Source organism: uncultured Formosa sp., assembly GCF_947500765.1.
GTDB lineage: Bacteria > Bacteroidota > Bacteroidia > Flavobacteriales > Flavobacteriaceae > Formosa.
Genome location: NZ_CANMTH010000005.1, coordinates 167,492 through 191,604 on the forward strand (window position 1 = coordinate 167,492; position 24,113 = coordinate 191,604).

The 24,113-nt window shown below is 35.0% G+C and carries 10 protein-coding genes; all 10 read left to right on the top strand.

Features of this window, described 5'->3' with window-relative positions:
* Positions 1-30 precede the first annotated feature (30 nt).
* Positions 31-2,100, top strand: a complete 2,070-nt coding sequence (locus tag Q1B05_RS11315; RefSeq protein WP_299780722.1) for a right-handed parallel beta-helix repeat-containing protein — start codon at positions 31-33, stop codon at positions 2,098-2,100.
* Between the two features lie 366 nt (positions 2,101-2,466).
* The gene (locus Q1B05_RS11320) at positions 2,467-4,263 is read left to right on the top strand and encodes a sulfatase-like hydrolase/transferase (RefSeq protein WP_299780725.1); all 1,797 of its coding nucleotides are present in this window, start codon (positions 2,467-2,469) and stop codon (positions 4,261-4,263) included.
* Positions 4,264-4,360: 97 nt separating this feature from the next.
* Entirely contained in the window at positions 4,361-5,995 is a 1,635-nt protein-coding gene (locus Q1B05_RS11325; protein WP_299780727.1) for a sialate O-acetylesterase, read from the top strand.
* Positions 5,996-6,073: 78 nt separating this feature from the next.
* Positions 6,074-10,063 (top strand): two-component regulator propeller domain-containing protein, encoded by a 3,990-nt coding sequence (locus Q1B05_RS11330; RefSeq protein ID WP_299780729.1) that lies wholly within the window; start codon positions 6,074-6,076, stop codon positions 10,061-10,063.
* 391 nt (positions 10,064-10,454) lie between these two features.
* Positions 10,455-12,953, top strand: coding sequence for a glycoside hydrolase family 95 protein (locus tag Q1B05_RS11335; protein WP_299780732.1), 2,499 nt, complete (start codon positions 10,455-10,457; stop codon positions 12,951-12,953).
* Positions 12,954-13,172: 219 nt separating this feature from the next.
* Positions 13,173-15,800 (top strand): TIM-barrel domain-containing protein, encoded by a 2,628-nt coding sequence (locus Q1B05_RS11340; RefSeq protein ID WP_299780734.1) that lies wholly within the window; start codon positions 13,173-13,175, stop codon positions 15,798-15,800.
* Positions 15,801-15,988: 188 nt separating this feature from the next.
* The gene (locus tag Q1B05_RS11345) at positions 15,989-17,434 is read left to right on the top strand and encodes a hypothetical protein (RefSeq protein ID WP_299780736.1); all 1,446 of its coding nucleotides are present in this window, start codon (positions 15,989-15,991) and stop codon (positions 17,432-17,434) included.
* Positions 17,435-17,489: 55 nt separating this feature from the next.
* The gene (locus Q1B05_RS11350) at positions 17,490-18,893 is read left to right on the top strand and encodes a hypothetical protein (RefSeq protein WP_299780738.1); all 1,404 of its coding nucleotides are present in this window, start codon (positions 17,490-17,492) and stop codon (positions 18,891-18,893) included.
* Positions 18,894-19,037: 144 nt separating this feature from the next.
* The gene (locus Q1B05_RS11355; RefSeq protein WP_299780740.1) at positions 19,038-22,544 is read left to right on the top strand and encodes an alginate lyase family protein; all 3,507 of its coding nucleotides are present in this window, start codon (positions 19,038-19,040) and stop codon (positions 22,542-22,544) included.
* 188 nt (positions 22,545-22,732) lie between these two features.
* Positions 22,733-24,091 carry a family 43 glycosylhydrolase gene (locus tag Q1B05_RS11360; protein WP_299780742.1) on the top strand — a complete coding sequence of 453 codons (1,359 nt, stop codon included), beginning with the start codon at positions 22,733-22,735 and terminating at the stop codon, positions 24,089-24,091.
* Positions 24,092-24,113 lie beyond the last annotated feature (22 nt).

The following is a 24,113-nucleotide window of genomic DNA, read 5'->3' on the forward strand; positions in this document are numbered from 1 at the left end:
GCAGGTGTAAAAAATCAAAAAAAATAAATTATGAATATTAAAATTTTGATATGCATGCTGTGTTTTTCAGGATGTTTTATCAGTCAAGGATACGCACAAAAAGAAGCATATTTAAAATATCCACATACCGAGATTTCTAATAAAGATATGACTTTAACGTTCTTTTTACCAGATCGTAAAAAAGGGTTTTATCGTACCACACATTTTGATTGGTCTGGTCTTGTGGCTAGTCTAAAATATAAAGGGAAAGAATTTCTTAAAGGAAACCAAACAAGGCAAAAAACAAATAAGTTTACAAATATTTTGGGGCCAACAGAAGCTTTAATAGAAGGTGGTTTAGGCTATGATGAAGCTGTATCTGGCGGGAAATTTATCCGTTTAGGTGTAGGGATTCTTCAAAAAGGAAAGGAATCAGTTTACGATTCAAAGCATTCTGCATACAAGATTCTCGATCATGGAACATGGAAAATCGATCAAGGTAAAGATTGGATCAGTTTCACACATACTCTTTCAAGTGACTTTGGTTATGCATATATCTATAAAAAAACAATAAGACTATCTAATCAAGGTTTTATTATCGAACACCACCTTCAAAATACAGGCATTAATGTTATAAATATAGATTTGTACAATGCGAATACATTTGGCACAGATGATAAAATTGCAGAGCTTCCTTTTAAAATTATTTATCCGTTTAAACTTAAAACCGAAAACTCCTTAAGTGAATACGTTAAAATTGAAGGGAATGAAATTCAATTCACTAACACTCTTACAGATCTAGTAGTATCGTTAGATTTAAAAGGTTTTGAATTTATTACCCCTAATAATAAATTGACTATTGAAAATTCTGAATTAAATACAGGTATAACCATTTCTTCAAATCAACCTTTAAATAGAGAACTACTTTTTGCTAATAATAAATCAATTTCAACAAGTAATATTATAGATGTTTCCGTTCCTGTAAATGATGAAAAAACATGGACAACAAATTACTTTTTTTATGATACTCAGGCGGTTCAAAAAAAGGTGAATTATGAGATTACTAAAGTCGAAATAGAACCAGAAGTGTACTCTATCATGCAAGATAAATGGAATGATGAATTTAAACATGTCACCTATCCCGAACAATTTTTAGAGCATGTGGTAGATGTTAATCCAGGAGAATCTATACAATCTGCTATGGATGCTGTAAGCAATGCTGGCGGAGGTGTAGTTGTATTGAAAAAAGGCATACATTATTTAGAAGATACGCTTATTCCAAGAAGTAAAGTCACGCTTGTAGGCGAACGACAAGCTGAAACCATAATCATGCAGGGACCAGACATGCTCGTTTCGGGAATTAATGTGGAGCCAGAGCAGCAAGTCACAGATTTTATTATTAAAGATTTAATTCTTCAAGGAACCAGAAAAGGAAAAGCGAATGGCATTCGTATGTCTGGAAAAAATGGGAGTCGGCATACACGAATCATGTTTCAGAATATCACAGTAAGAGATTGGTCTGCGCAAGGTGTCCATTTAAAGCGTACCGATAATATTATTATGGACCATTGTGATTTTCAGTATAATGGTTCAGCCGGCGGACTATATCACAATGTGTATTTTTTGTATAATAAATATATTTTACAATCCGATTGCGACATGTCTAACCCCATAAAAGGGAAAGGGAATAAATATACGTCTTGCGAATTTGTATTGGCGCAGCGTTGTAAAATTCGAGATGCAAATGGTAATGGCATTCAGGCCGACCATGAAGAAGCGGGATATATATTTCTTCATAAATTTGACATTTCTGGTTGTGGACGTGTAGCCTTGTGGTTTCCTTGCGAAAATTATTACGATAAATACAATTATACCGAAAACCCAAAATATGCCCCTCAGAACATCATTTTAAACCGCTGTAATGTGGTTGATAATACTTGGGGTGCAATGTGGCGTAGTGTTAAAAATTCCTATGTAATTAACTGTATGTTTAAAAATAAAAAAGTAGATATGGGTTTACTAAATTGTGACGTAATCATGGAGCAAAGTGAATTTATTAAAGGTAACGAAACCTATAAATCGGTTGATAAATGGCCAGGCGATGTAAAATTACTGTGGTAGTTTAAGACGTGTTTAAGTGAAGAAAAAGGCATTTAATGTATAATAGGTTGAATGCTTTTTTGTGTGAGTCATAGTGATTTAAACCTTCTCTAATAGATTAATACTGTAGAAGCAAGGCTTAATTATATAAAATAAATCATAGGTTATAGTTTCTGCATCATGGTTTATAATACAAGTAATACATAATGTTTAACATTGTATACTAGTACGATTACGCGATATGGTTTTTAATCTATATAGCGAACGTTTGCAGTGTCATTATAATGTACACCAATAGAAAGAAAGCACAGTTGTTTTTTTGAAAAATAGAGGTGTTTCTATTTTTAATTTGATTTATTACACAATATGAAACTATTTAAACTATGCATGCTCTTGAATATTATTCTAGCGAATTCATATTCACTTATTGCCCAAAAACAAGACCGTCCGAATGTAATTTTCGTAATGCCTGACGATATTAGTCACAGTTCATTTTCATATTATAAAGACAATGCGCCAAGAACGCCAAACATAGATCTGTTAGGAGACGAGTCTGTGCGCTTAACAGATTTCCATGTGTCGCCAAGTTGTTCTCCAACACGAGGCGCCTTGCTTACAGGAAGACCAAGCGATGTCGTAGGTGTTTGGCATACCATTAATGGAAGAAATATGATGCGTGCCGATGAGATTACTATGGCCGATATTTTTAAAGCAAATGGCTATGCTACTGGCTTATTTTTTAAGTGGCATTTAGGCGATAATTATCCGTTTCGCCCAAAAGATCGCGGATTCGACTATGTGGCTTGGATACAAGGAGGAGGAACTGGACAACAACCTGATTATTGGGGGAATACTAATAACGAGGCACATATGTGGATTAACGATACTTTGGTTGAAATGACAGATGAGGATGATGGTATAGAGGGTGCTTTTACTACAAATTTCTTTATGAATCGCGCTATGGATTTTATGGAAGATAACATCGAAAAGAATAAACCTTTTTTCGCATATATTCCTTTAGGAACGGCTCATGCACCTCATGTTTTACCACCAGATGCTCGTGAAGGTGTGAGTGCAAAAACGGGAACTATTGAAAACATAGATAAGAATATGGGACGTTTAATAAAATTCCTAGATGATAAAGGTATCGCCGATAATACCATTCTTATTTTTACTACAGATAATGGCGCAGGAGGTTACTTAAGAGGCGGAAAAGGATCGAATTACGATGGTGGTACGCGAGTGCCATGTTTTGTAAGATGGGAAGTCGGAAACCTTGGAGGTAAAGGTAAAGGCCGAGATGTAACTCCTTTAACAGCGCATATTGATTGGCTCCCTACGTTTATGGATGTTTTAGATCTTAAAGACGTAGAAAACCGACCTGAAAAATTAAAAATTAGAGGGCGTAGTTTTAAACCATTCCTAGATGATGATCCTACTAACGATCCATTAGCATACAAAAATAGAGCTGTCGTTATAAACGATATGTGGACAGAATTTCCTGAGAAATATAAAAAACTATCCGTAAAAAAAGATGATTGGAATGGAGATGTTATAGAACATAAATGGCGTTTGGTTAGAACAAGTGCAACTTCAGATTGGGAATTATATGATGTTTTAACAGATCTGAAACAAGAAAATAATATCATTTCAAATCCTGCCTATAATGGCGTCGTAGCTGAGTTGAAAGAGGAGTATGAAAAATGGTTTCAACTTGTAGAAGAACGTGCTAGTGAATACACGAGAATTATTATAGGAAATAAAGCAGAGCCTAAAACAACACTTCATGCACACGATTTTCATGGTACAGTAATTTGGCATCAAGACGATGTGAAAAAGGGAGCTCCTGGTAGCGGATTTATAGCTGTAGAATTAGATAAGTCAGGGACGTATAATTTCGATTTACGCCGTTGGCCAAAAGAAATTGAAGATAAATCAACATTAACTTCTGGCGATGAAAATGGTAAAGCCTTAAATATAGCAAGTGCTAGAATAAAAATTTGGAACGGAGATACCATTTATGTCGATGAGAAGAAAGATGCTAACGGAGGCCAAGATGGCGTGCAATTTACAATACAGAATTTACCAAAAGGTCCTGCGTTTATTCAGACCTGGTTTTATAATGAAGCAGGAGAAATGGAAGGTGCTGTGTATTATAATTATGTAGAGCATGTTAACCAATAATAGCAATTCAATCCATAAGTTATCAAAAATCATAAACGTTTAAATGTTTACAATTATTGAAATAATCTTTTAGTAAAATATAGAAATACAGTGAATTATGAAGAAAAGTATCTCGATTATATTTTTATTAGTATGTATACAAAGCACTTTTGCTTTTGAAATAACATTACCAAGTATTTTTGCAGATCACATGGTGTTGCAACGTAGTCAAAAGGTCCCTGTTTGGGGAACGACAGAAGCTAATGCGATGGTGGAGGTTTTGTTTGCAGATCAGAAAAAGAAAGTGAGGGCTGATGCTGAAGGCAATTGGCGAATCGATTTAGAACCGTTGGAAGCATCAAGTGAATCACGAGTTCTAACAGTTACTTCTCATTATAATAATGAAGTCACCACATTAAAGATATTAGATGTTTTGGTTGGTGAAGTATGGTTGTGCAGCGGACAATCTAATATGTATCGTCCGTTTAGAATGTTAATCGGAGAAGCTGTCGAACCAAAATATGAACCTATTGCTGAATATTTACGAGAAGAGGCGGCTACCGCAAACGATCCATTATTTCGTCAATTTAAAGTTGGTCCAGATTTTAGTGTTTTTGAAGAAAAAAATCAAGGTAGAGGCAACTGGTCTAAGGCAATACATGGCGAAGTGAATGAATTTTCGGGTACTGCTTATTTTTTCGGACGCGAATTACGCTGGGAGTTACAAGTTCCTGTTGCTATTTTAAGTTGCAGTTTAGGAGCGACAAGAATAGAACCTTGGATGCCAAAAGCGGCTTATCAAGAAAATGACATATTAAAAACAGCTTATAATGAAGAATTAGCGACTTACGAAAACCAATTAGCAACTTGGGATGCCGTTAAGGAAGATGAAAACTATAAACAGCATTTAACCGACTGGGAAGCTAAAGCAAAACAAGCTGAATTAGAAGGCAAAGACGCGCCATCAAAACCAAGGAAACCAGTACATCCGAGTCGAGATAAACAAATCCCCGGAACCTTATATAATGCTATGATTCATCCATTAATTCCTTTTGCTGTTAAGGGTGCCATTTGGTATCAAGGAGAAAGTAATACGGAGAACGGTGCAGAAACTTACGGCTTAAAACTTTCGACTATGATTGAAAGTTGGAGAAAAGTTTGGGGACAGAAAACGTTTTATTTTTATGCCTGTCAACTCGCAAACTATAAGGACCCAAATGAAGCGCCTGTTGGAGACGACGATGGTTGGGCTTTACTTTCATACAAGCAAAGTGAAATTCTTAAACTTCCAAACACAGGACTCGCTGTGCTAAATGATATTGGTGAAGCACAAGACATTCATCCAAAAAACAAAGTAGATACAGGTAAACGACTTTCGCTTTGGGCACTTAAACAAGCTTATAAAAAAGATATTGTGTGTAGTGGACCGCTGTATAAGAACTCAACAATTAAAAAAGATAAAATAATTATAGCGTTCGATAATGTTGGTTCAGGTTTAATGGTTGGTAAAAAACATGTAATGGAACCAACTATGGAAGTGAATGAACCTTTACGTCGTTTTCAAATCAGAAGTAATAATGGTCAATGGAGATGGGCAGAAGCTAAAATTATAAATAAAAATCAAGTGGAAGTTTGGCATACTGATATTAAGAACCCTGTTGAGGTTCGTTATGCGTGGTCTTCAAATCCGGAAGGCGCTAATTTATATAACAAAGAAGGATTGCCTACCTCGTTATTTAAAACTGAAAATTAATCCATATTTAATCCGATTTTTCGTTTTTAAAAGAAACTTTCATAATAAAAAAAGGCAAGCAAACAGTATTTTTATCAAATGAAAAAGACACATATATTTACCATTATTAGCGTTTTTATATGTTTATCAGGTTTTGCACAACACTTTAACTTTAAACATTTATCCGTTAAAGATGGCTTGGTGTCTAATATGGTACATACGACCATACAAGATTCTGATGGCTTTATGTGGTTTGGTACAGAAGACGGTTTGTCTCGCTACGACGGCTATTCTTTTCTTAACTTTTTTCAATCACCTACCGATACGTTGTCCTTAAGTAATAACTTAATTCTTACTCTGGCCGAAGATAAAAATAAGCAGTTGTGGATTGGTACGCATCAAGGCTTAAATATGTTGGATTTAGAAACCTATAAAATCACGAGGTTTAATACCATTTTTAAAGAAAGCTTAGGAAGTATTACCATTCAATCTCTATATGTAGATGATGATACGTTGTGGATTGGTACCGATAATTCAGGTTTATATAGTTTAGATATTAATACGTATACTGTTAATAATTATGGTTATGTTGAAGATAATAAGAACTCAATAAATTCAAATACAATTAATTGTATTGGTCAAGATTCTAAAGGAAACGTATTAGTAGGGACCAACCAAGGCTTAGATGTTTTTAATAAAGTATCTAAAACTTTTACTCATCTTTTAAAAGATGTAAGTGTTGTTAATGTGCACCTTCAAAGGGATGGTACGGTATTATTAGGCATGCGTACTGAAGCATATTATATTCAATTAAAAGATGATTTTAAAATTAAAAAAGTCCCACTTCCTTTAGAGTTTTTAGGAAAAGAAATCAATCTTTTTTCCGATTCTTCCGATAATTTATGGTTTTCTGTAAGAGATCAAGGATTGCTGTATGTCGATAAAAGAACTAAAAACACACACAGACTATTATACAATAAAAACAATACCATAGGTATAAATAGTAATGTTGTTACCAATATTTTTGAGGACGCTTTCGGAAATATATGGTTTAGTTCGCTGGATTCGGGCTTGAATATTTTAGATAAAAGAAGAAAAGAATTTATTCATGTAAAAGATAATAATTTACCTAACGGATTATTAAATAACAGGGTTAGAGCTGTGTTTCAGGATTCTGATAGAGACATTTGGGTGGGAACTAAAGTAGGAGGAACACTTAGTAAATTTAATAGAGACAGTTTAACGTTTACACATTACCACTCAAATCCATCTAATCCATTAAGTTTAAGTAACGATTTTGTGTTTAGCATTACAGAAGATCGGCCTGGATATTTATGGGTGGGAACTCTGGATGGTTTAAATTTTTTTGACAAAGCCAACGGAACATTTAAAGTTTATAGACATCAAGAAAATAACGTAAACAGTTTGTCCTCAAACAGTATAAACGACTTACTAAAGTACGATGATAATTTGTTTATTGGGACCGTAACCGAGGGGTTGGATGTTTACAACACTAAAAACAAAAGGTTTTCGCACTACAGAAAAACGGGAGCAAATAATCAATTATCAGATAACCGGATTAAGGTGATCTATCAAGATCAACGTAAAAATATCTGGATAGGAACTATTAATGGGTTGAACTTGTTTGATCCTAAAACAGGCGAGTTTCAACAGTTTTTAAGTAATTCTAGCGATGAGAATAGCATTTCCGAAAATTATATTTTAAGTATACACGAAGATAAAAATCAAAATTTATGGGTAGGTACGTCTTTGGGAATTAATTTAATGGATAGAAAAACAAATACGTTTAAAGTCTACACAACTAAGGATGGTTTGGCCGGAAATTCGGTGAAAGGTATTTTAGAGGATAATGAAGGAAACTTGTGGATAAGCACTAATAATGGGCTTTCAAAATTCAATACTAAAACAAAGCAGTTTAAGAATTATAATCTGCATGATGGTTTGCAGGCTAACGAATTTTCTCCTTTTGTGTATTCTAAAATGGCGAATGGTGAAATGTTTTTTGGAGGAAATAATGGCTTTAATATTTTTAATCCGAAGGATATTACGAACAACACGCTTATTCCAAATGTGTTATTGACCGATTTTAAATTATTCAATCAGTCAGTTCCTGTGGATGAGGAGAATTCACCATTAAAGAAACAAATAAGTAAAACTGAAAATCTTGTACTCGACCATAAACAATCTGTGTTTAGTTTTGAGTTTGTGGCATTGAACTATACTTCTCCAGAAAAGAATGAGTATGCGTATATGATGGAAGGTTTTGATGAAAATTGGAATTATATCGGAAACAAGCGAGAGGCAACGTATACCAATTTAGATGCTGGAGACTACATTTTTAAAGTAAAAGCAGCGAACAACGATGGCTACTGGAATGAGGTTGGCACAACCTTAAATATTAAAATTTTGCCAGCGCCTTGGTTTTCATGGTGGGCGTATATGCTGTATTCAATGGCTTTAGTGTCTGTGTTTTTGTGGTTTAGACATAATGCGATAAAGCGTAATAATCTGCAAAAGGAACAAGAAATAAATGATTTAAAAATAAAGTTTTTTGGGAATATAAGTCATGAGTTTAGAACGCCCTTAACGCTAATATTGGGGCCTTTAGAAAAAATATTAAAAGGAAATCACGATGCATCGCAGACCAGTCAACTTCGATTAATGTCGCGTCATACCAAGAGATTACTGAATTTAGTAAATCAACTTTTAGATTTTCAAAAAATAGGTTCAGGAGAACTAAAGGTACATACTGCAACGGGAGATTTGGTTCAGTTTATAAGAGAGCTTTCCTATTTGTTTGTAGAATTATCTAATGAAAAAGATATTCAATTTGAATTTGAAACGGATGTTGAAAGCTGTCAAACGATGTTTGATTATGATAAAATTGAAAAAATTATATTCAACTTACTTTCAAATGCATTTAAGTTTACGCCTCAAAAAGGACATGTTTCTATTACATTAGGTTTCAATAAAGAAGCTAATACATGTTGTATACTCGTTTCTGATGATGGTATTGGGATTCCAAAAGATCAGTTAAAAACTATTTTCAAGCGCTTTTATCAGGTTGATCATTCAACTTCAAAAAGCAATCAGGGAAGCGGAATTGGATTGGCTTTAACAAAAGAATACGTGGACTTACTTGGAGGCGAAATTACAGTAGAAAGTAGTTTAGGAGCAGGAGCTTGTTTTAAAGTTGAAATGCCTTTAGTTGAACTTAAGAATGTTGTGGAACAGGAGATGGAAGCAGAAGATATTCTGCAACAGCATGATGATTTAGAAGCCGATGAGCATAAAAAACAAAATAAGAAAACACCTTTAATTTTATTAGTAGAAGATAATGGCGATTTACGCGGCTTTTTAAAAGATAATTTGAATAAGAATTATAGAATTATCGAAGCGCTTAATGGTGTAGAAGGCTTAAAACAAACGCTAAAATATATTCCAGATTTAATTATTAGCGATGTCATGATGCCAGAAATGGATGGAAATGAAATGTGCTCACAAATCAAAAACGATTCCCGAATTTCACATATTCCTATAGTATTACTTACAGCTCAAATATCGGAGGAACAACAAGTGACTGGGTTTAAGAATGGCGCAGATCAATACTTAACCAAGCCTTTTAGTTTTGATGTATTAATCTCAAGAATTAATAGTTTGTTAGCCCAACGTAAAGCATTACAAAGTGTTTTTAGTAAAAAAATAGAAGTAAATCCGTCGGAGATTACAGTAACTTCTGTAGATGAACAGCTAATTCAAAAAGCCTTAGATCTTGTCGAAAATAATATCAGTAACTCAAAGTATTCTGTAGATGAGTTAAGTAAATCTTTAGACATAAGTAGAGGGCATTTGTACCGAAAAATTGTGTCCATTACGGGGAAATCTCCTTCAGAATTTATAAAATCTATCCGATTAAAACGATCGGCTCAATTACTTCAATCAAGTAAATTAACCGTCTCAGAAATAGCTTATAAAGTAGGATTCTCAAGTCCGAAATATTTTTCTAAATGCTTTAAAGCTGAATTTAATATGTTACCTACCGAATTTACTTCCAAGTATAACGAATGATTCATTTTCAAGGGTGTAGATTGTTATAAGATACATGGTTTACCCTATTTTGTTTCCTCTTTCACCCTAATATAAGGTGCGTTTTTTTGTTGTTTTATGTGGTAAGAGGTAAGTTTATGAAGCATTAAAACCATATCGTCAAGACGCTTTTAAAATGAAGTCTACTGGTAGGTTTTTCAATTGCAGATTCTGAAAATATTTTTTTAAGAATTAAGTTAAGGAAGAAATTTTTAGTCTTCTTTGGTTTTAATCCGTTTAAGATTGCTGTGATTCCTATTTTGATTAGATGACCTTATAAACGGTTATTATTTTCATAATGAAAAATCAGGTGTTCAAAATAGATAACTAATTAAAGAATAGAAATAGTTTTTTAATATAAAAAATGATAAAAATGAAAAAAGCATTTTATGTTTTAGTATTGACCTTGCTAGCTGCTGTAAATAGCAATGCACAAAACAAAGATTTAAAACTTTGGTACGATGCACCGGCTGCAGATTGGAATGAAGCATTGCCTTTAGGAAATGGAAGACTAGGCGCTATGGTTTTTGGCGACCCCATTAACGAAAATATTCAATTAAATGAATTAACGCTTTGGGGAGGAGGACCACATAGAAATGATAATCCCGATGCCAAAGGAGCACTATCAGAGGTAAGAAACTTATTATTTGAAGGAAAGTATGATGAAGCGCATCGTTTGGCAAACAAGTCAATTATTTCCAAAGTGTCTCATGGGATGCCTTATGAAACGGTTGGAAATCTAAGGTTGAATTTTAAAAACCAAGATAACTATTCCGATTATTATCGTGAACTTGATATTGAAAATGCAATTAATAGCACCCAATATACCGTAGATGGGGTCGCGTATAAACGTGAAATATTTACTTCGTTTACAGATCAAGTTATTGTAATGAAATTAACGGCCAATAAAGCTGGTAAGATTAGTTTTAATGCGTCTATGGATCGCCCGGAACCAGCAAAAGTGTCAACTTATACAGAAAATAATAATGTATTGGTCATGACAGGTTTTGGTAGCGATAATAAAAATAAACGATTACCAAAAGAAACACCAGCGATTAAAGGTGAAGTAGAATTTGATTCTAGAATTAAGATTGTCCCTAACGGAGGAACGCTTACAGCCACCAAAAACACGTTGGAAGTTAAGAATGCCGACAGTGTTACGTTGTACATTTCTATAGCGACAAACTTTGTTAATTATCAAGATGTAAGTGCCGATGCTCACCAAAGAGCAGCCGATTATATAGCGAAAGCAGAACAAAAAGATTATAAGGATTTGGTTACAGATCATTCAACGTTTTACAAGCAGTATTTTAATCGTGTGTCTTTAGATTTAGGAATTTCCAATTCTGCTAAGCATCCAACAGATGTTAGAATTAAAGAGTTTAGTACAGGTTACGATCCTTCATTAGCCGTTTTATATTTTCAATTTGGTAGATATTTATTAATTTCTTCATCTCAACCAGGCGGGCAACCTTCAAACTTACAAGGTTTATGGTGTAAAGATTTAACACCACCGTGGAAAAGTGCCTATACTGTAAACATTAATACAGAAATGAATTATTGGCCAGCAGAGGTTACTAATTTATCAGAAATGCACGATCCTTTAATTCAGATGGTAAGAGATTTATCTGTGTCAGGAAAGGAAACGGCGAAAGTAATGTATGGCGCAGAAGGTTGGGTTACGCACCACAACACAGATTTATGGCGAATTGCAGGACCAGTAGATGGAGCAACATGGGGCATGTGGACTACAGGAGGAACGTGGTTAGCTCAACATGTGTGGGACAAATTTATGTATAATGGTGATTTAGACTATTTAAAGTCTGTATATCCTGCAATGAAAGGTGCCTCAGAATTTTGTTTAAGTTTTTTAATTCCTGAGCCTAAAAATGATTGGTTAATAATTTCTCCAACAATTTCTCCAGAACACGGGCCTAAAGGACGTTCTAAAAGCGTGAATATTGAGGCGGGAACAACAATGGATAATCAGTTGGTGTTTGATATGTTGACTAAAACAATTACAGCGGCTAAATTGTTAAATGTAGATGCTGAATTGGTAGCGAAAATGGAAACGACCTTAACCAAGTTGCCTCCTATGAAGATAGGACAACACAATCAGGTTCAAGAATGGATGGAAGATTTAGACGATCCAGACGATAAACACCGTCACGTTTCACATTTATACGGCTTGTATCCTTCAAATTTAATGTCACCTTACAGACATCCTGAATTATTTCAAGGTGCTGAAAATACATTAATCCAAAGAGGAGATCCATCAACAGGATGGTCTATGAATTGGAAAATAAATCTATGGGCACGTTTATTAGATGGAAATCATGCTTACAAATTAATGGGAGAACAAATTAAATTAGTAGGTAGACCTGGCTCTCCAAACGGAGGAGGAACATACGCTAATATGTTAGATGCGCATCCGCCATTTCAAATTGATGGAAACTTCGGGTTTACTTCTGGTTTGGCCGAAATGTTAGTCCAAAGTCACGATGAAGCTATTCATTTAATTCCAGCTTTACCAGACGTTTGGAAAGATGGAAACGTAGAAGGATTGCGAGCAAGAGGTGGTTTTGAAATAACCGATTTAGAATGGAAAAGTGGTGAAGTTGTAAAAGCAGTGATCAAATCTAATTTAGGAGGAAACTTACGTATACGTTCTTATAACGAACTTGCATCTAAGGATGGGAAGTCGTTAACTAATGCCAAAGGAAATAATGCGAACACTTTTTATCAAGCAGCAAATATTAAAACACCAATTGTTTCTGAGAAAGCTACTTTAGGAAAATTTACAGCTCCTAAAAGCTTCTTGTATGATATAGCAACAACCAAAGGACAAACAATTGTTTTAGTGAAAAAATAAAAAGATGAAGACCAAACTACAATCATTAGATGATTTTAATGGACCAATAGGAGATTCGTGTTGTTATTGATAAAACCAAGAAGTTACCAAAGTATCTTTAAGATAGTCATTAGATCACAGAAGATTTATATCAGAAGGCAATTTAGAATAGATAAGTAGAAATACGGGTATAATTAATCTGAAAGAAATAATAAGAACTAACCATTAATAAAAGATTTTATGAAAAAGAGCATATGCATCTTAAGTATGTTTCTCTTGGTGTTAGCAAGTTGCAACTCTAAGTTTAAACATCATCTAGAAAAAACCGATCATGCTGTGACTATTCAGCAAGATAGTTTAACCCTGAAAATTGAAATAATTGATGACGCGATTATTCATGTAATAAAAGAAATAAAGGGCACTCCTGTGTCAACAATTCCAGATTATGTTACGGTTTTAGAGCCTCAAGACGTGAATTGGGAATTAAAAGAAACGGAGAATGAATTAACCATCAGTACGGCTTTACTTAAAGTGTTAGTACATAGCGATGGAACGATAACTTATGAAACTAAAGACGATAAAAAATTAGTTTCAGAAACGAATGAACAGACATTTATAAACTTGGATGCTAATGCAGAGCATACGGTTTCGCAAGGATTTCATGCTGGCGATGAAGGGTTGTATGGATTAGGGCAGTTTCAAAGTGGTATTATGAATTGGAAAAATGTCCCTATTCGTCTTCAGCAATACAATCAAGAAATAGCGGTTCCGTTTTTAGTATCAACCAAAGGCTATGGTATCTACTGGCATAATTACAGCCTTACAGATTTTAATCAGCCTCAAAATGAAATCCAATTTGAGACACCTAAAGCAGTTGCTAAAACTACAAAAACGTCAACGGTTGCAGTCGACGGAGAAAAAGAAGATGTTGCGGCACATATTACGAAATCTGAATCTGAAGAAAAAAACAGTCGTGAAACCACGTTTACACCAACCAAGACTGGCGAATATAACTTTTTAGCACTAAGTGATAATGGCGGACGGATGCGCGGTGAGATCAAGGTGAGTATTGATGACGACGATGTGATTAATTATTCTACTATTTGGATGCCTAGACGTTATTCAGGAAAAAAATATTTAGAAGCAGGAAAAACGTATAAAATAGTGTTCCAAAATACAGGTGCTAAAATTCCAGGTAATTTATATTATAACGAACCAGACTACAATAAAATCGTTTTCAGCAGTACGCATGGTAATGTTATAGATTATTATTTGGTGCAAGGAGAAAATCCGGAAGCTGTAATTTCACACTATCAAAAATTAACAGGAACGGCACCTATGTTTGCTAAAAGTGCTTACGGATTTTGGCAATGTAGAGAACGCTACCATAACCAAGAGGAATTGTTAGCCAATGCAAATGAGATGCGCGAACGTAATATTCCTTTCGATAATATTGTGCAAGACTGGTTCTATTGGCCAAAAGGAACGAAAGGACCAGAATGGGATCCTGCTAAATATCCCGATCCCGATGCTATGGTAGACGAATTAAAATCCTTAAACTTAAAGTTAATGGTGTCTGTATGGCCAGAGGTGAAAAATGAAGCTTTAGAAGCAAAATATAATCTTAAAAAAATCAAAAGCAGTAACTATATAGATGTCTATGATGAAGGTGTAAGTGAACGATTTTATCGCATGTTAAGTGATTCTATGTTTCATAAAGGCGTAAGCTCTATTTGGTTAGATGGAACAGAACCTGAAGGAGTTACAGATGCGACGCAAATGACGGCAGTTGGTCGTTTTGAAGAGGTTCAAAATCCATATTCACTTTTAGTTACAAAAGCGATGTACGATGGGAGAAGAGCAGAGTTTTCTAACGAACGTGTGTTTAATTTAACGCGCTCTGCATATGCAGGACAACAACGTTACGGGGCTACTTCATGGTCTGGAGATGTTAAAGCATCTTGGGAACAATTTTCTGAACAAATAGCTGCAGGTTTAAATTTTACAATGGCAGGAATTCCATATTGGACACACGATATTGGAGGGTTTTTTAGAGATTCAAAATCTATTAATCCGGAGTTCGACAGTCAATATACCAACCCAGAATTTATTGAATTATTAACGCGTTGGTTTCAGTTTGGTACATTTAGTCCGATTTTTAGAATCCATGGCTATGTTTCGGAAACTGAGATTTGGAGATATGATGATGCATTTGAAAGTACAGCGCGAAAATTTATCGATTTACGCTATCAGCTGATGCCGTATATCTACTCACAAGCTTGGCAAATTACAACCAATAGTAAGCAGCTTATGAGTCCGCTGGCGTATCATTATCCAAATGATAAAAATACTTGGGAGATTAAGGATCAATTATTCTTTGGTGAATCGATTATGGTCGGTTTCATTACTGAATATGAGAAACGCGAGAAAGAAATGTATTTTCCAAAAGGACAGTGGTATAACTTCTGGACAAATGAAAAAATGGAAGGTGGAAAAACCATTACTGTGAAAGCAAATCTAGATGAAACGCCGCTATTCGTAAAAGCAGGAAGCATTATTCCAATGGGACCAAAAGTACAGTATGCAACGCAAGAAACAGACGAGCCGTTGCGTATAAAAGTGTATCCAGGCGCAGATGCAACATTCACCTTATATTTTGATGATAACGAATCTTACGACTATGAACATGGTGAATATTCAGAACTTAAATTGAATTATTCCGAAGCCACTAAAACACTTCAAATTACTAAAGGGAATGGCGAGTATTTAGACTATTCTAAAAGTCCTATGACGCTAGTTGTTGAAATGATTGGCGGACAAAATCAGACGGTGAGTTTTTCAGGTTCAGATTTAGAAGTTAAATTATAAAGTTTACTAAAATGTAGATAAACTCAATTCGCGCAAGAGAAGTTATAGGTTTTAGTGGCCTTTAGCTTCACTTGTTGCGTTTAGGCATATAATTTATAGTAATTGAACCATGGTTTATATCCAAATCATGAGACCTTGACTATTTTTATTACTTCAATAATTAGTGTTTAAAACAAGCTAAAAAAAACATGACTAAACCCCGTTTCAATTTCAAAAGGTATTCCTCTTCAAAATTAATAGCACTTCTTTGTTTTGCCGTTTTTGGTTTAACAGGGTTGCAAATACAAGCACAAACGACTGTGCAGTCTTTACAAGAATTAAAATTGTATTTAGCTGCAGATAATGTCAATATAAAAATGAAACCGGGAGTGTATTCCATTACTGCCGAAGATGTAAAAAATGGGTTATATACTCAAGAAACAAAAATTAAAAACACAAGTAAGGTATTATTACTTTTTGAAGGGAATAATAGTACTTACGATTTTACAGATGTGACCATTAATGTAGACACTAAGGTGATGCAAGCCTATGGTAATAATCAAATTCACGAAATACAAATTATAGGAAATAAGAATGTGCTTAAAAACTTAACGCTTGTAGATTTGGGTTCGGTACACGATGCACCAATACGTCGCGCTACAAATATTGTTATGGATGGATCGCATAATAAAATTGAAGGATTTCACGTCACCACCAAGGGATCTTTTCCTTATGGTTATGGCGATGCTTTTGGAAAAGGTGGGAAATCGGTAATTCCGCATCGCAAACATAGCGCATGTTTAATTCGAGGGGAGTCTAATCATCTTAAAAATTCAAAGTTTATTCATAGAAGTTACGGCCATTGTATTTTTATGCAGGCTGCTAATAATCCAATTATTGAAGGTTGTGAAGTTGAAGGTGAAGTTCGTAAAACGGATGACATGCTTGCTGAAACATCTGGACCAGCTTTCGATGTGAATTTTATGACGGTTTGGGGGTATACACTTCCAAAAGGATATATGTTAAGTACTGGAGAAGCAGGGATTCGTGCTTACGATGGAGGTGAAACTATAATTGATGGAAAACAATATAGACGCGGAACATCTAACGTTACCGTTTTAAATTGTACCGTAAAATATATGAGAACGGGTGTGACAATTGCACATGCTACTGGAAAAAAATATGTTGAAGGTTGTGTGGCTATTGGTTGTGAAAACGGATTCTCGTTAGGGTCGGGTGATTTAGTGAATTGTAAAGCCGATGTTACACACGGACCAGCATACGCGTCAACTTACGAAAGAGATAAAGGATATAACGCAGATATTACACTTATTCCATCAAAAGAACCGTACTATAACGGCACAGGCGCTGTTGCTTATATTGGCGGAAGTCAGCATAAAATTACACTTCGAGGTTCAAGTGAAGGCGTAAATAAAGGCTTAAAAATTAAAGTTGGTGGCGAGAAAAATAACATCAGATTATTACATGGGAATCTTCCCAATCAGAATGATTTTAAAGGTTTCGATTTTGAAATTCAAAACCTTACCGAATATCCGGTGTATCTATCACATAAAAGCTCTGGAGTTACAGGCGAATCTAAAGGACCAATTACAAATTTAGGTACAGATAACACGTTAAAGTATATCGGTAAATAATCTTCACATTAAACAAAAACTAACCAAATAATAGTTGTAAAAAAAACGAATAGAGATGAATAAAATACTAACACTACTTTCTGTTTTATTTATAGTTTTTTCAAGCCAAGCTCAAGTAGCAGACAATCAGAAAAAGGTTATAGAAGTAAGTTCACTAACCGAATTCAGATCCTATTTAAATCAGGATAATGTTCATGTCAAGCTTAAAGCAGGTAATTATCAAGTAGATGATGCTAAAAAAATTAGATTTTTCGAAATCACGAGTAATAATTCCTATTACGATTTGAAGGATGTAAGATTTATGGTCGATACAAAACTGTTTAGTCGTACCGATTTAATAAAAAGTACCGATGGAAATAGCATGTATTGTGCTATAGAAATATCAGGAAATCACGTCACGCTAGAAGGATTGTATATCGAAACTTATGGCGATACACCTGGCTTACAAAGTAAAAATAAGATATTCAATATTGTTGGAGAAGATGTTACCTTAAAAGATGTAGAGTTGCGTACAGCAGGTTCAAATCCTTGGGGTTATGGGTATTTATATGGCCTTGGTGGTGGAGATGTTCGCAAAATGAATGGAATTCGTGTGGGATATCCAGCAAAGAATGTAAAATTGTTAGGGTGTAAAGTTCATATGAGAGCTATGGGACATGCTATATTTTTACAAGGATCAGAAAATACGTTAATCGAAGGTTGTGAGGTAGATGGTTTGCTCCGTACTACCGATGCGATGCTTGCGGAAACTTCAGGGTATGGTTTTGATAAGAATTTTTATGCCGCAAAAGGAAATTATATAGAAGGAACTAACGTGGCCGAAGATGGTAAAATTTTGCCAGACGAAATTATTTCTTTAAGTGAAGATGGAATACGTATGTACCCCGACTATAATGGTCATCCTACCACAAATACGACGGTAAAAAACTGTACAGTAACACAAATGCGTAGAGGGATTTGTACAGGTTTAAGTACGTCGGGAGATATGGTTATTGATTGTGTAGTACGCGATTGCGTTGCTACTGGATACAACGTGGGGAACGCAGATACCTTAATTAATTGTAGTGCCGATGCTAAATACGGAGAAGCTTTTTGTATTGCGTATACCGATGCTAAAAATGCTAAGGTAGAAATGAATATCCTAGACAGTAGAAATGGTATAGCTAATAATCTGCTAGCTAAAATAAATGGCACAGGTCACAATGTTGTGATTAAAACCGAGTCTCCAGAATTTATTCCATCTACTATGGCTATTAAATTATCTGTATGGGAAGGTTATGGGAATTTCGATGAAAATGCTAGAATGCATGCTACAAATATCAAACTAGACAATCAAACTTCAACAGAAATAATCACGTTTAAAGGGACTGAAAAAGTTGATATAAAAACGAAAGGCAAAGTACGTAAAGCTACAGAATCAGAAAACTTGGTAAATGATAGTAATCGTTTAAAACGATAAAATGAAGACACCAAACGTCATCAAAACCTAATTTATATTGCGTTCTTACTTTAATCCGTTAGAACATAAAGGTTAGAGTGAGAACATGCTGAATTATTCAACGGGATACCTAAAATTAAAATAATGAGAATAGATTTTCACAGGATGACCATCCTAAAACATGTGCTAACCTTAGTAATGCTATGGTTTGTAGGGATTGTTCATGCACAGCAATTAAATCAAATAGGAAGTTCTGATTTTTCCGATTGGAAAGGAATTTCTAAAGTGAAGAAAGAGGTTGCTACAGTGAAATCTAAAGACACCATTTCTTATACGTATTCTAATCAAAACCGAATTTATTTTCCAGGAATTAGTAGACCTTTTGAAGGTGATGCTGCAGATTGGACAAAGTACAAGGCACTGACATTCGAGGTGTATTTTAAACAGGAAACTACCGCAAAAATAAGTGCTGTTTTTAAAGTGGATTCTTTGGATTACGGCGATTTAAATCCAATAAATAAAGCAGAAATTGAGTTGGTCGGGAAAGGTTGGCATACTGTTTACATGCCCTGGGAGGTTTTCGATGTTGATGCTGGGCAACGTACGGCAACACTTTTTGCAGTGAAACACCTATTAATTTCTGTAGATTCTGAAACAAATAGCACCTATCAAATTAAAAACATTCAGTTAACTAAGGGAAAAACAACCTTTTTAGAAGCCGAAATTCAAGGGAAATCAGCTGAAGCTGGGAGTCAAGTACTCTATGAATTTCAAGTAGGTAATACCACAGATAAAGCACAAGCAGTCGAACTTCTTATAGAAACCATAGGTTGGGAGTCTATGAAAGGGTATATAGAACCTAGTCAGTTACAATTGGCTCCGGGAGAAATAAAAACCTGTACACTAACAGTAGATCTGCCTTCTCATTTACCTGAGGGCATTCGTGAAAATCAAGTTATTAAAGCCATTGCGAATGGGGAAGGAGCGTCTGTAGCAACTCTTGAATTTAAAACGGCAGTACGTATACCTTTTCCTAATATCGTGTTTACAGCGTCTGGATGGGATCAAGTACGAGAAAAAGCAAAAAAATACGATTGGGCACAAGAAGGATTACAAGATTATATTAGAAAAGCTGACCGTTGGAAAGTACCAGATGGCGCCGATTTTTCAAAAGAAACGGAACGTCCTTTAGGGCAATCTGTTTTTAGTACGGATGGACATGAGATTTACAATTGTGCTATTGCCTATCAGCTTACAGGAAATGAAGATTATGCTGCAAAATGTATAAAATTATTACGCCGATTAATCGATCCCAAAACAGGATACCCTGCCACTTTAGTCGGAGGAAGTAATTCTTTTGTTGGTGAAGGTAAATTTTGGCAAGCCGTAGGTAGAATGTATGATTTAATTAGAACAAGTCCGCAACTAACCGAATTAGATAAAAAAAGAACAGAAGAAACCTTCAGGCTTTTTGTGACTCAAACCTTGAAAGGAAATACCAAGGGTGCCATTAGTAACTGGAATGTTGCCGAAATTACAGCAGCAATGTATTGTGCTTTGAATCTACAGGATTGGCATCTTATAGACCAGTTATTAAATGGACCAACAGGAATTTATAAACACCTTGAACATGGTATTATGAGTGACGGTTGGTGGTACGAATGTGCTGTGGGATATAATACTTGGGTGGCTACAGAGTTTTCTGAAATTGCCCTTGCCTTAGAACCTTGGGGTATTAATTTTAAGGATCGCACATTTCCTATAGGAACAACCAAGCACTTCTCATTATTATCAAGTAGAAGACAAGGCGGGATTATGGGTATGGAATTCGAAAAATGGGGAAAGATTGAGCGCAATAATGTAGGAATAAAAGACATGTGGGATGCTTCTATTCCATTTATGGATTTCCGGGGTGTACTTTTGGCAGTAAATGACGCCGTTGAAGATAAACTTTCAGGGAAATCTTACGAGTTAGCGTATTATTTATACAGAGATCCAGAATATGCCGCAATTATTAATCGCGATAACAAGCGAGACTTATTGTACGGTGTGCCTGATCTTCCGGAAGTGACTTCAGAGCAAATGAGTGTATCGGCTTATGCCGATAATATGGGAATTGTGCAATTGCGATCTCAAACAGAAGATAGACCACAAAACGAACAAATTCAGGCGGCTTTACATTATGGCTCTCATGGTGGATATCATGGACATTTCGATCGTACAAACTTGGTGCATATGAGCCGTTACGGACGTAGTTTTTATGGAACTTTAATGTTTTGGTATGGTTACGGTAGTTATTTATATAAGTTTTGGAAACAAACATCTGTGAATAAAAATATGGTTGTAGTCGATCAGAAAATGCAACAACCGGTAGAAAACTCTAGACTCTTATTTCATTCTGGAGAAATGATGCAAGCGACTGCTATAGAAACCAATTCTAAATGGAGTCATCCGCCATATGGCGGGATACCAAATTCGAAGCAAACTTTTGCAGAAAAAATGTGGGAAGAAGGACGTACAATAGCATTACCTAAAACACAACCTGAATTTGGAGAAGTTACAGAATACACCGAGCCTGTTTTACAACGTAGGGCTATGATTGTATTAGACGATTATATTGTAATGGCAGATTACTTAAAAGGTAAACAAGAACACGAATTCGATTGGATGTTCCAAGCGAAAGGCTTCAAGGGAATAACGGCAGATAAAGCTGAGTTTTCTCACCATACCAATCAAATGAATTCTAATCCAATTGGAAGTGCTCAATTTATTACCGACTGTAATTGGTATGATGTTGAAGGCACCTCTAGAACTCAATTCGAAATGTGTTGGGGAGAAGGTTGCGATAACGAAGGTGTGCGTTTGCCAAATAGTGTAGACGGTCCATTAAAAATAGATGTGTTTAATGCTTGGCCAAAACAATCTCAAGTGATGATTGGTACATCTACAGAAAGTTTTTACGTCAACAAAAAATTATGGTACACAGCACGCGCCGACAATCAAGAAATTTTGAATGATAGTACAGGCGCTTGGATTTTAGGCAGTAAGTCTATAAAATTAGAAATAACAGGAAAAAAGAAGCTAGAACTGACAACAAAAACACCTGGTAAGATTAGAAACAATACTATTTTTTGGGGAGATGCAAAAGTTGTTCTTAAGGATGGTTCAGAAGTATATCTGTCTGATTTACCTGTGAAATATGAGAATGTTTTAATGCCAGATCAAAAAGGTAAAGATTATTATGGTGGACCGATTAAAATTGGAGGAGAGCCTGTGGCACAGGCAACACCTGGAATGCCAATAAATAATAAAGAATTGGCAAAAATTACTATCGATTTAAGTGGTCTAGACGTGGAAAGGTTTGAAGCTAAAATAGGAGGTGATTTTCCATTGGGAGATGAAACGTCACGTTTAAAATCTATGGCGGTAAGAACTAAAGGAAAATCGGCAAGATACCTTGCTGTAATAGAACCTTACGAAAATCAATCTGTTATAAAATCGGTAGAAGCTAAAAATGAAAATGAACTCACTGTAACACTAACCGATGGACGTGTGCAGCAAGTTACACTTGAGGCTATGGAGTACGATAATGGAAAAATTCAAGTTACGGTAAAAGAGTTTAAAAATGGAAGTTTGATTAGAAGTGAAACAACACTGCATGATAAAAAATAGTGTACATGTTTAGAATCTGTATAATCATAGTTCTAATAGGGCTTAAAAATTTTAAAAGGGTTTTAAGTTAGGGTAAATGGATTATAATTTATAATAAAAAACCACTCAAACATTTATACTTGTAACATGTTTTACTTTCTGTAAAATATAAATGGTATCTCGTTTTTTGAATTTTAAATATAAAAAGCATGAAAATAAAATTAGTAACAATAATCTGTGTAATGATTACAAGTTTAGGGTTTTCTCAAAATCCTGTTTTTACCAGTGTTTTTACTGCCGATCCATCTCCTCATGTATGGCCGGATGATCCCAATACACTTTGGGTATATACAAGTCATGACGAGCCTGGTTCTAATAACCATTATGGTATGACGGGGTATCATGCTTTTTCTTCGACAGACATGGTAAATTGGACAGACCATGGGCGTATTTTACATTTAGAAAATGTAGCTTGGGCAGAGAGTCATGCTTGGGCCATGGATGCAGCTTATTATAGAGGTCAATACTATTTAGTGTATTGCATGAAAGAAGCTGGAATTGGACTTTTTAGAACAGGCGTAGCACGTAGTGATACTCCAGAAGGACCATTTACCGACCTAGGGTATATTAAAGGAGTAGAATTTGGTCAAGATCCAGCTATTTTTATAGATGATGATGGTACACCATATTTATATTGGGGACATGATAGAAAATGTTATGCAGCCGAGTTAAATGAAGACTTAATGTCTATTAAGCCAGAAACCTATATAGACTTAACACCTCAATTAACCTATGTTTTTGAAGGGCCTTGGGTACATAAAAAAGATGGAAAATATTATCTGACTTATCCCGGTTTAACACCTAGACGTTGGCCAGAAAAAATGTTTTATGCTATAGCAGATAAACCATTAGGACCATATGAGTTTAAAGGTGTTTTTATAGATGATTTTGAAGGACAGAGCGGAACTAATCATGGAGGAACTGTAACTTATAAAGGAAAAGATATGATGTTTTATCACAGTGCGTGGTTGTCTGGTGGTTTAAGTGAAACACGTTCGGTAATGGCCGATTATTTAAAATATGATAAAAAAGGAAATATCATTCCAATAGTGCCTTCAAAAAAAGGTTTAGGTAATGCAAAACGAACTAAAACAACCCTTAAGTTAGAAGCAGAAAATGGCTTTGCTGCTGGAGGAGAATTATATAATGTAATTGTAGATACTTGGATTAAGGGATATAGTGGTAAAGGTTATGTTACGAATTTTGACAATCCTTACGATCACGTTTCTATGTTAGCTCAGGTGGCAAAACCAGCAAAATATCGTTTTAAAGTTAGATATGCTTCACCAGACGGAGAATCCAATCACGATATTCTAATTAATAGCCATAAATACAGTGAATTTAAGTTTCCGCAATCGGATACGTTCCGTGAAATAGACTTTGGTATTGTAGACTTAAAGGCCGGAGATAATTTAATACGTGTTTTTAGAAAAGATTGGAAACCATCAAAAGGTGAATTAGCAATCGATTATATAAAACTTGAACAAATTTTTGAAGATGAAAATTAAATTTTTATACGACTAAATAAAA

What these genes read in the sequence shown, in the direction of transcription:
- Q1B05_RS11325 (WP_299780727.1), top strand. Translation starts at nt 4,361, where the DNA reads ATGAAGAAAAGTATCTCGATTATATTTTTATTAGTATGTATACAAAGC.
- Q1B05_RS11340 (WP_299780734.1), top strand. Translation starts at nt 13,173, where the DNA reads ATGAAAAAGAGCATATGCATCTTAAGTATGTTTCTCTTGGTGTTAGCA.
- Q1B05_RS11350 (WP_299780738.1), top strand. Translation starts at nt 17,490, where the DNA reads ATGAATAAAATACTAACACTACTTTCTGTTTTATTTATAGTTTTTTCA.
- Q1B05_RS11315 (WP_299780722.1), top strand. Translation starts at nt 31, where the DNA reads ATGAATATTAAAATTTTGATATGCATGCTGTGTTTTTCAGGATGTTTT.
- Q1B05_RS11335 (WP_299780732.1), top strand. Translation starts at nt 10,455, where the DNA reads ATGAAAAAAGCATTTTATGTTTTAGTATTGACCTTGCTAGCTGCTGTA.
- Q1B05_RS11320 (WP_299780725.1), top strand. Translation starts at nt 2,467, where the DNA reads ATGCTCTTGAATATTATTCTAGCGAATTCATATTCACTTATTGCCCAA.
- Q1B05_RS11345 (WP_299780736.1), top strand. Translation starts at nt 15,989, where the DNA reads ATGACTAAACCCCGTTTCAATTTCAAAAGGTATTCCTCTTCAAAATTA.
- Q1B05_RS11330 (WP_299780729.1), top strand. Translation starts at nt 6,074, where the DNA reads ATGAAAAAGACACATATATTTACCATTATTAGCGTTTTTATATGTTTA.
- Q1B05_RS11355 (WP_299780740.1), top strand. Translation starts at nt 19,038, where the DNA reads ATGACCATCCTAAAACATGTGCTAACCTTAGTAATGCTATGGTTTGTA.
- Q1B05_RS11360 (WP_299780742.1), top strand. Translation starts at nt 22,733, where the DNA reads ATGAAAATAAAATTAGTAACAATAATCTGTGTAATGATTACAAGTTTA.